Below are 14,232 nucleotides of genomic sequence, written 5' to 3'. Positions count from 1 at the left end.
TAAGGTGAAGAGTTCAATGCAAGTAATGCGTGGCTGGGCGACTCGATACGCGCCATGGGTCGGCCTGGTAAGCATCCTTGGTACTGCGCAGCAGGCGGTGGCAGGCGATTACGAAGGCTCGCCCCAAGTGGCCGAGTTCGTTGGTGAGATGACTCGCGACTATGGCTTCGCCGGTGAGCAATTGATGGGCGTGTTCCGCGAGGCGCAGCGCAAGCAATCGATCCTGGACGCCATTTCGAAACCCGCCGAGCGGGTCAAGCAATGGAACGAATACCGGCCGATGTTCATCACCGATGCGCGTATTGCCCGTGGCGTTGATTTCTGGCGTCAGCATGAGGCAGTGCTGGCCCGTGCCGAACAGGAATACGGCGTACCGGCGCAGGTGATTGTCTCGATTATCGGCGTTGAAACGTTTTTTGGCCGTAACACCGGAAATTTCCGGGTCATCGACGCGTTGTCGACCCTCGGTTTCGACTATCCTCCCCGTGCCGAATTTTTCCGCAAGGAATTGCGTGAATTCCTGTTGCTGGCCCGGGAAGAGCAGGTCGACCCGCTGACCCTCAAGGGTTCCTACGCCGGTGCCATGGGCCTGCCGCAGTTCATGCCCAGCAGCTTTCGCGCCTATGCGGTGGACTTCGACAGTGACGGCCACATCAATATCTGGAACAACCCGGACGATGCCATCGGCAGCGTTGCCAGTTATTTCAAGCGACACGGCTGGGTCGCCGGCGAACCGGTGGTCAGCCGCGCCGATGTGCGCGGCGAACAGGTGGACGAAGGTTTGACCACCGGTATCGAGCCGACTAAAACCGTTGGAGAGTTGCGGGCCCTGGGCTGGTCAAGTCATGATGCGCTGCGCGATGATATGCCGGTTACCGCCTTCCGCCTGGAAGGCGACAATGGCCCTGAATACTGGATGGGCCTGAAGAATTTCTACGCGATCACGCGTTATAACCGCAGCGTGATGTACGCCATGGCCGTACATCAACTGTCTGAACAGCTGGTCCAAGCACGGGGCGTCAAGTAATGCGGGCATTGCCTATGAATAAACCCCTGAAGCTGATGGCATTTGCCGCGTTGGCTATGCTGGTTGCCAGTTGTTCCACCAGTCGTGCGCCAACGCAGAAGTCGTCCACCGCCGTACGCTCGGCGCCGGGGCTGGACATCAACCGTGCCCACAAGGATGGCGCGCCATGGTGGGACGTCGACGTTTCACGCATCCCGGACGCCACGCCAACCCTGCACACCGGCCCGTACAAGGCCGCCCCTTACTCGGTACTGGGCAAGACCTATTTTCCGTTGCAAGAGTCCAAGACGTACGTACAGTCGGGTACGGCGTCCTGGTACGGCACCAAGTTCCATGGCCAGAACACCGCAAACGGCGAAGTCTATGACCTGTACGGCATGAGCGCCGCACACAAAACCTTGCCGTTGCCGAGTTACGTCCGGGTGACCAACCTGGACAACAACAGGACTGTGATCCTGCGGGTCAATGACCGCGGCCCGTTCTATTCGGACCGGATCATCGACCTGTCGTACGCCGCCGCCAAGAAGCTCGGCTACGCCGAAACCGGCACCGCGCGGGTCAAGGTCGAAGGCATCGACCCGCAGCAATGGTGGGCTGCCAAGGGCCGTCCGGCGCCTTTAATGCTCAACGAACCGCAAGTCGCGCAGAATAACGCCCCGGTCATTACGGCTTCGGCCGGCACCATCGAGCAATGGACACCTCCGCCGCAGCAGCACGCCGCCGCAGTCGTCCCTGTTCAACTTGCCGATGCAAAAAAAAACGCTTCTGCACCAGCGTCTGGCCAGTATCTGCAGGTGGGCGCGTTCGCCAACCCGGACGCTGCCGAGTTGCTGAGGTCCAAGCTCAGCGGGATGGTGAAAACTCCGGTGTTCATCAGCTCGATCGTGCGCAATCAACAGACACTGCATCGAGTGCGCCTGGGGCCGATCGGTTCGCCGGGTGAAATCCAGCAAGTGCAGAACAGCGTGCGCCTGGCCAACCTGGGTTCGCCCAGCGTTGTGACGGAGTAATACGTAGAACTTGATTGACGGTTCATCTGCGGTTTTGGGGGGTGGACCAGGTTGTTGGCTCTATGAAGAACAAAAGCCCGGCAAGGGTTACAGAGTGAGCAGCTGAATACGCGATGACTCGTTAGAAAGTCATCTGATTAGTTTTGCCTTCGGGCAGTTTCCATTAGCGATTTCGAGAGACGGATGAACATCACCACCTTTGCCAAACGCCTGTGCCTTCTAGTCCCGCTGCTCCTCTCGCCTGCCGCATTCGCGGTCGAGATGATGCCGTCGCCACCGCAACTGGCCGCCAAGGCCTACGTGCTCATGGACGCCAGCAGCGGCAACGTGCTGGTCGAGAACAATGGTGACCAGCGTCTGCCGCCAGCCAGCCTGACCAAGCTGATGACCGCGTACATCGCGACCCTCGAAATCCGTCGTGGCCAGATCGGTGAAAACGATCCGGTGACCGTCAGCGAAAATGCCTGGCGTACCGGCGGTTCGCGGATGTTCATCAAGGTCGGCTCGCAAGTGACCGTCAGCGACCTGCTGCACGGCATCATCATCCAGTCGGGTAACGATGCCAGCGTTGCACTGGCCGAACACATCGCCGGCAGCGAAGACGCGTTTGCCGACATGATGAACAAGACCGTGGCCGACCTGGGCATGACCAACAGCCACTTCATGAACCCGACCGGCCTGCCGAACCCGGAACACTACTCGTCGGCTCACGACATGGCAGTGCTGGCCCGCGCGATCATTCACGAAGACCCGGCTCACTACGCGATCTACTCGCAGAAAGAGTTCTTCTGGAACGGCATCAAGCAACCGAACCGCAACCTGTTGCTGTGGCGCGACAAGACTGTCGATGGCCTGAAAACCGGCCACACCGACGAAGCCGGCTACTGCATGGTGTCTTCGGCCGTGCGTGACGGCATGCGCCTGATCGCCGTGGTGTTCGGCACCAACAGCGAAGTGGCTCGCGCCGCCGAGACCCAGAAACTGCTGACCTACGGTTTCCGTTTCTTCGAAACCCAGACCTTCTATCAGAAAGGTGCGGAGCTGGCCCAGGCGCCTGTCTGGAAGGGTTCCACCAATCAAGTCAAGGCCGGCCTGGCTGAAGACCTGACCATGACCCTGCCGAAAGGCCAGCTGAAAAAGCTCGCCGCCAGCATGACCATGAACCCGCAACTGGTTGCGCCAATCGCCAAGGGCGACGTGATCGGTAAAGTCGAAGTCAAGCTGGAAGACAAGGTGGTGCACAGCGCCGACCTGATCGCTCTGGATGGCGTCGAAGAGGGTGGTATCTTCCGTCGCATGTGGGATAGCATCCGTCTATTCTTCTACGGCTTGTTCAACTGATAGTGTGCTCCTGCAAGGTCTCGTGCTGATCCGGCGCGGGGCCTTGTCGTCGCCACGGCTTACGCTTACGAGGCCGTTACGCCATGACCGATACCGAAGTAAAGGCGCCTAAGATCGAATTCCCCAACGTTGATTACCCGGTTAAGGTGATCAGCGATACCGGTGTAGGCAACAAAGACAAGATCATTGCGATCGTCAAGAAGCATGCGACGATCAACCATGACCGTGTGGATGAACGCCAGAGCACCAACGGCAAATACACCACGATCCAGTTGCACATCGTTGCGACCGACCAGGACCAGCTGTACAACATCAACAGCGAACTGCGGGCCACCGGTTTCGTGCACATGGTGCTGTGATGTCCGGCACGCTGGGCTTTCGCGAACTTGGCCAGATGGCTTACGAGCCGGTCTGGCATGCCATGCAACGCTTTACCAACGAACGTGGCAGCGATGCCGCCGACGAGATCTGGTTGGTCGAGCACCCGCCAGTCTTCACCCAGGGCCAAGCCGGCAAGGCCGAGCACTTGCTGGTGCCGGGAGATATCCCGGTGGTGCAGGTTGATCGCGGTGGCCAGGTGACGTATCACGGCCCCGGGCAGTTGGTGGCCTACCTGTTGCTGGATGTGCGCAAGCTGGGGTTCGGCGTGCGTGACCTGGTGACTCGCATGGAGTCATGCCTCATTGAGTTGCTCGCCAGCTACGGTGTGACGGCGGCGGCCAAGCCCGATGCACCGGGCGTGTACGTCAATGGCGCGAAAATCGCCTCCCTGGGTCTGCGGATCCGCCACGGTTGTTCCTTTCATGGGCTGGCCCTGAACGTGGACATGGACCTGGAACCGTTTCGACGGATTAATCCCTGCGGCTACGCCGGGCTGGCGATGACCCAGCTGAGCGATCACGCAGGATCGATTGAATTTGCCGAGGTAAGTGCCCGGCTGCGCGCGCAGCTCGTCAAACACCTCGACTATGCTGAGCAGACGACCCTCACGGGCGGAATCGACTGATATGACTACTGATGCAGTGCAAACCATGATCCCGACGCTCGATGTCACTGAGCGCCCGGCCCCGCGTCCCAAGGTTGAAGCCGGCGTCAAGCTGCGCGGCGCCGAGAAGGTTGCACGCATCCCGGTAAAGATCATTCCGACCACCGAGCTGCCGAAGAAGCCTGACTGGATTCGTGTGCGTATTCCGGTCTCGCCGGAAGTCGACCGTATCAAGGCGTTGCTACGCAAACACAAGTTGCACAGTGTGTGCGAAGAAGCCTCCTGCCCGAACCTGGGTGAGTGCTTCTCCGGCGGAACCGCGACCTTCATGATCATGGGTGACATCTGCACCCGTCGTTGCCCGTTCTGTGACGTTGGCCACGGCCGTCCGAAGCCACTTGACGTCAACGAGCCGGAAAGCCTGGCCATCGCCATTGCCGACCTGAAACTGAAATATGTGGTAATCACCTCGGTAGACCGCGACGACCTGCGTGACGGCGGTGCCCAGCACTTTGCCGATTGCATCCGCGAGATCCGCAAGCTGTCGCCGAACGTGCAGCTCGAAACCCTGGTCCCGGACTACCGTGGCCGCATGGACATCGCCCTGGAAATCACCGCCGCCGAGCCACCGGATGTGTTCAACCACAACCTGGAGACCGTGCCGCGCCTGTACAAGGCCGCGCGCCCGGGTTCGGACTACCAGTGGTCGCTGACCCTGCTGCAACGCTTCAAGCAGATGATGCCGCACATCCCAACCAAATCCGGTTTGATGCTGGGTCTGGGTGAAACGGATGAAGAAGTCATCGAAGTCATGAAGCGCATGCGCGAGCACGACATCGACATGCTGACCCTGGGGCAATACCTGCAACCGTCGCGCAGCCACTTGCCGGTGCAGCGTTTCGTGCACCCGGACACCTTTGCCTGGTTCGCCGAGGAAGGTTACAAGATGGGCTTCAAGAACGTTGCTTCCGGCCCGCTGGTACGCTCTTCCTACCACGCCGACGAGCAGGCCAAGCTGGTCAAGGCCGAGTTGATGTCGTCCTGATTCGGTCATGAAAAACAGCCCGCAACGTTCTATCGGCCTTGCGGGCTTTTTTTGCCTGTCCCACAGCGACATCAGTCTTTTCCTGCGACTGCGCAATGCTTGATCCGCTTCTGTTTGTCTACGTTCCTGACTAATGTGTGTTTGATGTTTTCACGCAGGGAGATCCATGGATGAACGCAAGACCTGACCCGACGCTGCTTCCTCACACGCCTGTACCGGCTTTGCCGATGAAAGGCCTGATCGCTGTTATCGCGCCTGCAGGTCCGGCCGCGCTGGACACTAAAAAAGCCATCGCCTGGATGCGTGCTCGTGGGTATTCGCTGCGGATATTTCCCGGAGTGTTCGAAAAGGACGGCTATCTTGCCGGAAGCGACGAAGTGCGACTCAATGACCTGCACGCCGCGTTCACTGACCCTGAGGTCGATGCCATCATTTGCCTGCGCGGTGGCTACGGTACGCCGCGGTTGCTTGATCGCATCGATTTCCCGCTGCTACGCCAAAACGCCAAGCCATTCATCGGTTACAGCGATATTACCGCGCTGCACCTGGCAATCAGCCGTTATGCGGGTTTCGTAACCTTCCATGGCCCGCTGCTCAATGCCGATCTGCTGGGTGAGCGGCTACCACCGACCGAGTCCTCCTTCTTCAACATGCTCAGGGGCCAGTACAGGGCCGGCATGGTGCTTGCCCATCCGGTTGGCCGGCCCTTGACGACGATCGTGCCGGGTGTCGCCCATGGGCGCCTTCTGGGCGGTAACCTGTCGATGATTGCTGCAACCATGGGCACGCCTTACGAGATCGATGCAGCAGGTGTCATCCTGTTTATCGAAGACATCAACGAGCCGCTGTACCGCATCGACCGGCTGCTGACCCATCTACGCCTCGCGGGCGTGCTGCACAAGCTGCGTGGGGTTCTGGTAGGTGATATAGCGGGGGTAGAGGCCCAGGCCCTGGACCGATTGCTCAGGCAGACCCTGGAACCCTTGTGCATCCCGGTACTGGCCGGGTGGCGCAGCGGGCACTGCAATCCGAACCTGACTCTGCCGATGGGCGCTTTGGTGAAGCTGGATGCGGGGAGCCAGCAACTGTTTCTGGAGCAGAATGTCGTAAGGCGGTAGGTAGGAGCGAGCATGCTCGCGATGGTCGTGAACGATAATGCGGGAAATCTGACACCCCGCGGTGTTCTCGGGTTCATCGCGAGCATGCTCGCTCCTACAGCGATAAAGCTTTAGCGGTTACGCAACCCTTCCAGCAATTTGTGCGTCGGATACCCGTCTGCCGGCCAGCCAAATGACTGCTGGGCGCTGCGGATCGCCTTGCGGGTGTTGGCACCAATGATCCCGTCGGCAGTGCCCGCATCGTAGTTCTGCGCACTCAGCAGGTTTTGCAGTTCGATCCGTTCGGTGCGGCTCAGGGGTAGATCATCCTTGGGCCACGTGCCGCTGATCAGCCCTGCGCCATTGAATCGCTCGGACAGCAGGCTCACCGCCAGGGCGTAGGACGACGAGTTGTTGTACTTGAGAATCGCGCGGAAGTTGTCGAGCACCAGGAAGGCCGGGCCGCGGTAGCCTGCTGGCAACAACAGCGCCGCGGACAATTGCTCGGAGCCTGCCGGGAACTGGCCGCCGTTTGGCAGCACTACGCCCATTTGCCGCCATTCGGCAACGCTCTTGCGAATCGAACCATCGGCGAGAACGTAGTTGAAGTTGCCCGGCAACTGCACTTCGAAGCCCCACGGCTGGCCTTTTTGCCAGCCGGAGCTTTGCAGGTAGTGGGCGGTCGACGCCAGGGCGTCGGTGGCGCTGCCCCAGATATCGCGGCGACCGTCGCCATCAAAGTCCACGGCGTGAGTGTTGTAGGTGGTCGGGATGAACTGGGTCTGGCCCATGGCGCCCGCCCAGGAACCCAGCATTTTGTCGGGTTCGATATCGCCTTGCTGGAGGATTTGCAGGGCGGCGATCAATTGTGCGTGAGCGAAGCCTGGGCGGCGGCCTTCGTAGGCCAGGGTTGCCAGGGAGTTGATCACCGACTTGCTGCCCTGGAACTGGCCGAAGTTGCTTTCCATGCCCCACACCGCGACCAGCGCCTGGCGGTCGACGCCGTAGCGTTGTTCGATGCTTTGCAGGATGCCAGCGTACTGGTCGACCAATGCCTGGCCTTTGCGAACGCGCAGCGGCGACAGGGCGCCATCGAGGTATTCCCACACCGGTTTTGCGAATTCCGGTTGGCTGCGGTCGGCACGGATCACGGCCGGGTCGAAGCTGACATTGGCGAAGGCGCGGTCGAACAGGTCGGCACTGATACCGGCGGCCAGGGCGTCCTTGCGAAAACCCGCCTGCCATTCAGCGAAGGTCTGGGTTGGCTGGATGTCGAGGTTTTCACCGCTCGGAACCACGGGCGCGGTGACCGTCGGGGCGGTGGCGACAGGGAGGGTCTGAATTGGCTGGGCGTCGGCGGCGGTGGGTTTTTCCGCGCAGGCGACTAGCAAAATGAGGCTGGAGGCAGCAATCAATTGGCGAAACTGCCAACGACGGGAAAGACAAAGGGGCATGCACGGGTCCAGGGCAAACGAATCAGGTACAGACCTTAACATGTTGAGCGAATGCTTGCCTTTCAGGCCGCCAGAAAGTAAGAAGCCTCCCAGTTGTCAGACTGGAAGGCTTCGCGGCGGTAGCTGCCTTTGCCTTTGCCGGCGCGTTCCTGGCGGCTGCGGAACAAGGGCTGGGCGACGATGGATTTGGCCTTGTTGGGGCCATGTTTAGATGGCTTTCTGCTCATGATGGGCTCTCGCAAGTGGAGTGGTTTTTGCGGGGCAAATCATCGGCCGAATTTGGGGTTCTGTCTAGTCCCTACAATATGTAGGACCTTTCGGACGCCTTCCCTGTTGGAGCGAGCATGCTCGCTCCAACAGGGAACGAAGGCGCCAAGCCTTATTCTGCGGGCAACGACAGTTTCTGCCCAGCCATCAACAGCGTCAGGCGACTCAAGCTCATCCACGGCGAACCCGCCGCCTGGCCCTTGATCTGTGCGTCGATGCGCTGGGCTTCGAGCAACAATTGCGCCCAGCGTTGTGCCGAATAACGTTGCAGGGCTTTGCTCATCAGCGGTTTACGCTTGTCCCACACCGGCGGCCTGGCCTGGCTGAAGGCCTTGTCCAGTGGGGTACCCTGGCTGTATTGCAACGAAATATTGGCCAGCAGGCGTAGTTCCCGGGCCAGGGCCCACAGAATCACCGGGGGCTCGACACCTTCACCGCGAAGTCCTTCAAGCATGCGCAGCGCATGGGCGGCTTCGCCATTGAGAATGGCGTCGGTCAAGCCGAAAACATCGAAGCGCGCACTGTCGGCCACCGCGGCCTGTACGGTTTCGATGGTGATCTGGCCGCCTTCGGCCATCAGCTTGAGTTTTTCGATTTCCTGGGCGGCGGCCAGCAAGTTGCCCTCCACCCGTGCGGCGATCAGCTCGACGGCGTCCTGGCTGGCGGATAGCCCGGCCTGGGACAAACGTTGCCGGATCCAGCTGGGCAACTGGTTGGCATCCACCGGCCAGATCTGGACGAACTGGGTCTGCTGGCCTTCGACCAGCGCCTTGCCCCATTTGGTTTTCTGCGCACTGCCATCGAGCTTCGGCAGGCTGATCAACAGCACCGTGTCTTCGGCCGGGCGCGAGCAGTATTCAATGAGTGCAGCGGCACCTTTGTCGCCGGGTTTTCCGGAAGGCAGGCGCAGTTCCAGCAGGCGTTTTTCGGCGAACAGCGACATGCTGGCGCCGGCTTGCAGCAAGGTACCCCAGTCGAAACTGGCGTCGGCGGCGAACACCTGGCGTTCGTCGAAGCCTTGTTGGCGAGCCGCCGCGCGGATGGCGTCGGCGGCTTCCTGGCACAGCAAGGGGTCGTCGCCACTGATGACGTAAACCGGCGCGAGGGCGCCTTGCAGGTGTTTGGCGAGTTGGGCGGGAGCGAGCTTCATAAGAGAGGGCAAACGGGGCGCCTCAGCGCCCCGTAAGTCTTACTGCCGAGGCAGGTCGATGGGCGACTGACGCGGCGTGTTCGCCTCAGCCTTCTGAGCCGCTTCCAGTGCCGCGGCTTCCGCCTTGGCCTTGGCTTCGGCAGTCTGCTGCAACTGGTCCAGCTGGGCCGGGGTAAATTGCTGCAGGCGCAACATCATGCGTTGAACCAGCTCGCGACGCATTTCCTTGCGAGCGTCGGCGGCTTCCTGGTCGGAACCTACCAGGTTGTTGCCGTCATGGATGAACACCTTCTGCACTTCGAGCTTGTCGTTGAGCAGGGGCAGGTTGCCCTGGCCGCGAATGTCATAGCTGAGCACCGTGCTCAGTTGATATTCGCCCGTACGACCGGCGCCAGCGTAGCTGAGGATGCGCTGGGATTCCTGCTGGTCGGTCAGGATGAGTTTGTAAGGGGCGCCGTTGTAGACCTTGACGCCGCTGCTCACCAGCATCTGGCGCAGTTGCGTCACGGTATCGCCGTAGGCGTCGCGGGCGCTCAGGTCAAGTTCCTTGAGTGCCAGGTCGGTGGTGCCGGTGCCGCGCAGCTGGAAGCCGCAGGCGCTCAACAGGACCGCGAGCCCTATCACCAGCAAGTTGCGTTTGATCATTGTGTTGCTCCCCTTGAAACCATGTGGGCCAATCGAGCGGCCCGTAAGGTTTTGTTCGGCGCCCGGCACGGCCAGGCGCCTGATCCAATTAGCTGGCGACGATGTTGACCAGTTTTCCGGGCACCACGATCACTTTGCGAATGGTCAGACCATCGACGAAACGCAGCACGTTTTCGTTGGCCCGTGCGGCGGCTTCGACTTCTTCGCGAGTGGCGCTGGCCGGCATTTCGATCTGGCCGCGCAGCTTGCCGTTCACCTGGATAACCAGCGTCAGGCTGTCTTGCACCAGCGCGCTCTCGTCCAGCACGGGCCAGCCGGCATCGATCACCGGATCGGCGTGACCCAGGCGATGCCACAGCTCGTGGCAGATGTGCGGCGTGATCGGTGCCAGCAGCAGGGTCACGGTTTCCAGGCCTTCCTGAACCAGCGCGCGATCCTGCTCGGTGCCTTGTGCGGCTTTTTCCAGCACGTTCATCAGCGTCATCACCTGGGCGATGGCGGTGTTGAACTTATGGTTCTGGCCGACGTCGTGGCTGGCCTGCTTGATCGCCTGGTGGATCGAACGACGAATGGCTTTTTGCTCGTCGTTGAGGCCGGCAACGTCCAGCTGGCCCGGCAGGCCCTGGGTGACGTGCGCTTGGGCCAGGCGCCAGACGCGCTTGAGGAAGCGGTGTGAACCTTCTACCCCGGAATCGGACCATTCCGCGCTCATGTCAGGCGGCGAGGCGAACATCATGAACAGGCGGCAGGTGTCGGCGCCGAACTGGTCGATCATCGACTGTGGGTCAACACCGTTGTTCTTCGACTTGGCCATCTTCTCGGTGCCACCGATTTCCACCGGCAGGCCGTCGGCGATCAGCTTGGCGCTGATGACTTTGGCCTTGCTGTCGCGCTCGAGCTCGACGTCCGCCGGGTTGAACCAGGTGTAGGCGCCGTTGGCTTCACGACGGTAGTAGGTCTCGGCGATCACCATGCCCTGGGTCAGCAGGTTCTTGAACGGCTCGTTGGAACTGACCAGGCCTTCGTCGCGCATCAGTTTGTGGAAGAAGCGCGCGTAAAGCAGGTGCAGGATCGCGTGTTCGATGCCGCCGATGTACTGATCCACCGGCAACCAGTGGTCGGCTGCGGATTTTTCTACCAGGCCACCCTCGAAGTGCGGCGAGGCGTAGCGGGCGTAGTACCACGAGGACTCGACGAAGGTGTCCATGGTGTCGGTTTCACGCTTGGCAGGCTGGCCGCATTTCGGGCAGCTGCACTCGTAGAACTCGGGCATGCGCGCCAGTGGCGAACCGGCGCCATCGGGAACGACGTCTTCCGGCAGTACGACGGGCAATTGATCTTCCGGCACCGGCACGTCACCGCAAGTAGTGCAGTGGATGATCGGGATCGGGCAGCCCCAGTAACGCTGACGGCTGATGCCCCAGTCGCGCAGGCGGAACTGGGTGCGCGAAGCGCCGAGTTCTTTCTTGATCAGTGCGACTTCGATGGCGTCGAAGGCGCCGACGAAGTCGAGGCCGTCGAACTCGCCGGAGTTGATCAGCGTGCCGTGCTCGCCGTAGGCGTCTTGCCACGGGGCAGGGTTGGTGTCGCCTGCACTTGTACGAACCACGGATTTGACCGGCAGGTTGTACTTGTGGGCGAACTCGAAATCGCGTTCGTCGTGCGCCGGAACCGCCATGACTGCGCCGTCGCCGTAATGCATCAGCACATAGTTGGCGACCCATACTGGCAGTTTTTCGCCGGTCAACGGGTGCTCGACGAACAGGCCGGTTGGCAGGCCTTTTTTCTCTTGGGTCGCAACGTCGGCTTCAGCAACGCTGCCACCCTTGCATTCAGCAATGAACGCTTGCAGCTCGGGGTTGTTTTGCGCGGCCAGGGTGGCCAGGTGGTGCTCGGCGGCCACGGCAACGTAGGTCGCACCCATGAGGGTGTCCGGACGCGTAGTGAAGACTTTCAGGGTGCCGGCTTCGCCGATGGAGTCGACGTTGTACGGGAACTGCACTTCCATGCCGCGGGATTTGCCGATCCAGTTGCGCTGCATGGTCTTGACCTGCTCAGGCCAGCCAGTCAGTTCGTCGAGGCTCTCCAGCAGCTCATCCGCGTAGGCGGTGATCTTGAAGTAGTACATCGGGATTTCGCGCTTTTCGATCAGCGCGCCGGAACGCCAGCCGCGGCCGTCGATCACTTGCTCGTTGGCCAGGACGGTCTGGTCGACCGGGTCCCAGTTAACGGTGCCGCTTTTTTTGTAGATCACGCCTTTTTCGAACAGGCGAGTGAACAGCCATTGTTCCCAGCGGTAGTAATCGGGCTTGCAGGTGGTCACTTCGCGCGACCAGTCCACCGCCAGGCCCAGGCTGCGCAACTGGCTTTTCATGTAGGCGATGTTTTCGTAGGTCCACTTGGCGGGCGCTACGTTGTTCTTCATCGCGGCGTTTTCCGCCGGCATGCCAAAGGCGTCCCAACCCATGGGTTGCAGGACGTTCTTGCCTTGCATGCGCTGGTAGCGGGAGATCACGTCGCCGATGGTGTAGTTGCGCACGTGCCCCATGTGTAGCTTGCCGCTGGGGTAAGGGAACATCGACAGGCAGTAGTAAGTCTCCTTGCCTGGCTGTTCACTGACTTCAAAGGACTTTTGCTCATCCCAGAATGACTGGGCGGCGGCTTCGATTTCACGGGGCTGATATTGTTCGTGCATGGCTACTTTTGAACTGAATAGGGGTGGCCTAATCCTCTTCAATGCGACGCTGGACGGTGATCACGCCAATTTGGCGTTTTTCGTTGCCCAGAGGAGCTGGAAGTGGAGTTACAGGAAGCGCCGTAGCATACATGACCGCACTCTATCGAGGGAAACCCTGATTACTGCCGCGCGTCTCGTGAAAACCGCTGCGAGGGCCGTTGGTCGCGGCGTCCAGCCGGTTTGTCGATGGAAGCTAAGCTCTAACTGGGGAGTAGTTCTTATCTTCCAATGAGGTGAGGGATGGTTGAGTCACGGCAAAAAGTTACAAAACCGGAGCTGTACGAAAGACTGATTGACCGTCTTGGAATGGCCCTGGATGCGGCGAAAACCGCTGGCCGGTTGCGTGATGAGCGTCCACTGGAGCTGGAGTTGCGTGGCCTGAGCCCCGCAGAGTTTGCATTGGTCAAGGCGTACCTCGATCGCAGTGAGCGTGAGACACACGGATGCTTGTCTGAGGCAGTGAAGCAACTCGACGCACCACGCACAGCCAAAATTATCTGGCTCAAGGACAAAGTAGCTGGCAGAGACGCGGTAAAGGTCCGGTCCCTGCAGTGCAAATAAGGCATAGAGCCATGCTCCACGGTATTTTGAAGCATAGTCCTTGCGTATTTATTGTCGCATTGCGTCAACCCACTTAGGCTTCGGGCATCTTTAAGGAGATGCCCGATGCCTTTTCGCTATTTCGTCAAACACCTTCTGATGCCGCCCGGCGTTCTTATCCTGTTGCTGGTGCTCGCCTGGTGGTGGCGCCGCTCAAGACCGCGACTTGCCGCTGGGTGCTTCGCCCTGGGCGTGGGTGGTTTCTGGTTGATGAGCCTGCCAGTCATGGTGCAGTGGGGCGCCGGGCTTCTTGAGCGTGAGGCACCCTTGGCACGCGACGAATGGGCAACGTTGGCCCAGCGCGCCGATGCGATCGTAGTGCTGGGCGCCGGGCGGGAGCGGGGCGACCTGGCGTGGGGCAGTGATCAACCCACCGGGGTGGCACTTGAGCGAGAGCGCTATGCCGCTCGCTTGGCAAAGGCTTCGGGCTTGCCGATCCTGACCAGTGGCGGATTGCACTATGGCACGCCGCCCACCGAGGCCAAGCTGATGGCGGACTCATTGCACGATGATTTTGGCGTGGCGGTGCGTTGGCAGGAAGGGCGAAGTCGCACCACCTGGGAGAATGCTACGTTCAGCGCCGAGGTCTTGTTGCCTGAAGGCATCAAGCGCGTGGTGGTGGTTACCCAGGCCTGGCACATGCCGCGAGCGGTCTGGAGTTTTCAGAAGGCCGGGTTTGAAGTGGTGCCGGCGCCAGTGGGATTCTTGAGCGTGGACAACGCCGAGCCCCTGGGCGGATGGATGCCGGAGTTCAAGGCGATCTGGCGCAGTGGGCAGTTGTTGAATGAGGCTGCGGGGCAGGTCGGGTATTGGTTGTTCTACCGCTGAAGATCAAAGGATCGCAGCCTTCGGCAGCTCCTACATTTGGAATGCA

At 60.6% G+C, this 14,232-nt stretch carries 14 protein-coding genes; 9 read left to right on the top strand and 5 right to left on the bottom strand.

Annotation, left to right across the window (positions count from 1 at the left end; translation table 11 throughout):
• The first annotated feature begins 16 nt into the window (after positions 1 to 16).
• From mltB to PSUM_RS25300, 7 genes are all read left to right on the top strand, one after another.
• Positions 17 to 1,027, top strand: a complete 1,011-nt coding sequence (gene mltB, locus PSUM_RS25330; RefSeq protein ID WP_020798757.1) for a lytic murein transglycosylase B — start codon at positions 17 to 19, stop codon at positions 1,025 to 1,027.
• Positions 1,027 to 2,037: a septal ring lytic transglycosylase RlpA family protein gene (locus PSUM_RS25325; RefSeq protein WP_033044785.1), complete on the top strand. Its 1,011-nt coding sequence runs from the start codon at positions 1,027 to 1,029 to the stop codon at positions 2,035 to 2,037. The genes mltB and PSUM_RS25325 overlap by 1 nt, the downstream gene beginning before the upstream one ends.
• 183 nt (positions 2,038 to 2,220) lie before the next feature.
• On the top strand, positions 2,221 to 3,378 hold the full coding sequence (locus PSUM_RS25320; RefSeq protein ID WP_020798755.1) for a D-alanyl-D-alanine carboxypeptidase family protein: 1,158 nt from the start codon (positions 2,221 to 2,223) through the stop codon (positions 3,376 to 3,378).
• An 83-nt stretch (positions 3,379 to 3,461) separates the two neighbouring features.
• Positions 3,462 to 3,737, top strand: a complete 276-nt coding sequence (locus PSUM_RS25315; protein WP_020798754.1) for a DUF493 domain-containing protein — start codon at positions 3,462 to 3,464, stop codon at positions 3,735 to 3,737.
• Positions 3,737 to 4,384, top strand: a complete 648-nt coding sequence (lipB, locus tag PSUM_RS25310; protein ID WP_020798753.1) for a lipoyl(octanoyl) transferase LipB — start codon at positions 3,737 to 3,739, stop codon at positions 4,382 to 4,384. The genes PSUM_RS25315 and lipB overlap by 1 nt, the downstream gene beginning before the upstream one ends.
• A gap of 25 nt (positions 4,385 to 4,409) precedes the next feature.
• Positions 4,410 to 5,408, top strand: a complete 999-nt coding sequence (gene lipA, locus PSUM_RS25305) for a lipoyl synthase (protein WP_162276382.1) — start codon at positions 4,410 to 4,412, stop codon at positions 5,406 to 5,408.
• A 170-nt stretch (positions 5,409 to 5,578) separates the two neighbouring features.
• A complete protein-coding gene (locus tag PSUM_RS25300) occupies positions 5,579 to 6,526 on the top strand; it encodes a S66 peptidase family protein (RefSeq protein ID WP_033044786.1) in 948 nt (315 codons plus the stop codon).
• A gap of 110 nt (positions 6,527 to 6,636) precedes the next feature.
• Here the strand turns inward: PSUM_RS25300 and PSUM_RS25295 are convergent, their stop codons facing one another.
• The 5 genes from PSUM_RS25295 to leuS form a co-directional block, all read right to left on the bottom strand.
• A complete protein-coding gene (locus tag PSUM_RS25295; protein WP_083349788.1) occupies positions 6,637 to 7,959 on the bottom strand; it encodes a lytic murein transglycosylase in 1,323 nt (440 codons plus the stop codon).
• A gap of 62 nt (positions 7,960 to 8,021) precedes the next feature.
• Positions 8,022 to 8,186, bottom strand: a complete 165-nt coding sequence (gene arfA / locus PSUM_RS25290; protein ID WP_020798749.1) for an alternative ribosome rescue factor ArfA — start codon at positions 8,184 to 8,186, stop codon at positions 8,022 to 8,024.
• A gap of 152 nt (positions 8,187 to 8,338) precedes the next feature.
• Positions 8,339 to 9,376 (bottom strand): DNA polymerase III subunit delta, encoded by a 1,038-nt coding sequence (gene holA, locus PSUM_RS25285; RefSeq protein ID WP_020798748.1) that lies wholly within the window; start codon positions 9,374 to 9,376, stop codon positions 8,339 to 8,341.
• A gap of 39 nt (positions 9,377 to 9,415) precedes the next feature.
• Positions 9,416 to 10,021 carry an LPS-assembly lipoprotein LptE gene (locus PSUM_RS25280; RefSeq protein WP_020798747.1) on the bottom strand — a complete coding sequence of 202 codons (606 nt, stop codon included), beginning with the start codon at positions 10,019 to 10,021 and terminating at the stop codon, positions 9,416 to 9,418.
• An 88-nt stretch (positions 10,022 to 10,109) separates the two neighbouring features.
• Positions 10,110 to 12,716, bottom strand: a complete 2,607-nt coding sequence (gene leuS / locus PSUM_RS25275) for a leucine--tRNA ligase (RefSeq protein ID WP_020798746.1) — start codon at positions 12,714 to 12,716, stop codon at positions 10,110 to 10,112.
• Between the two features lie 282 nt (positions 12,717 to 12,998).
• On the opposite strand from leuS, the gene PSUM_RS25265 reads away from it, so the two are divergent.
• Together PSUM_RS25265 and PSUM_RS25260 are read left to right on the top strand one after the other, a co-directional pair.
• Positions 12,999 to 13,319 (top strand): hypothetical protein, encoded by a 321-nt coding sequence (locus PSUM_RS25265; RefSeq protein ID WP_020798745.1) that lies wholly within the window; start codon positions 12,999 to 13,001, stop codon positions 13,317 to 13,319.
• A 105-nt stretch (positions 13,320 to 13,424) separates the two neighbouring features.
• Positions 13,425 to 14,186: a YdcF family protein gene (locus tag PSUM_RS25260; RefSeq protein ID WP_020798744.1), complete on the top strand. Its 762-nt coding sequence runs from the start codon at positions 13,425 to 13,427 to the stop codon at positions 14,184 to 14,186.
• Positions 14,187 to 14,232: the final 46 nt, after the last annotated feature.

Origin of the sequence: Pseudomonas umsongensis (assembly GCF_002236105.1) — a bacterium.
GTDB lineage: Bacteria > Pseudomonadota > Gammaproteobacteria > Pseudomonadales > Pseudomonadaceae > Aquipseudomonas > Aquipseudomonas umsongensis.
Note: the sequence above shows the minus strand (reverse complement) of the source record. Positions and strands in the feature narration are given on the sequence as shown.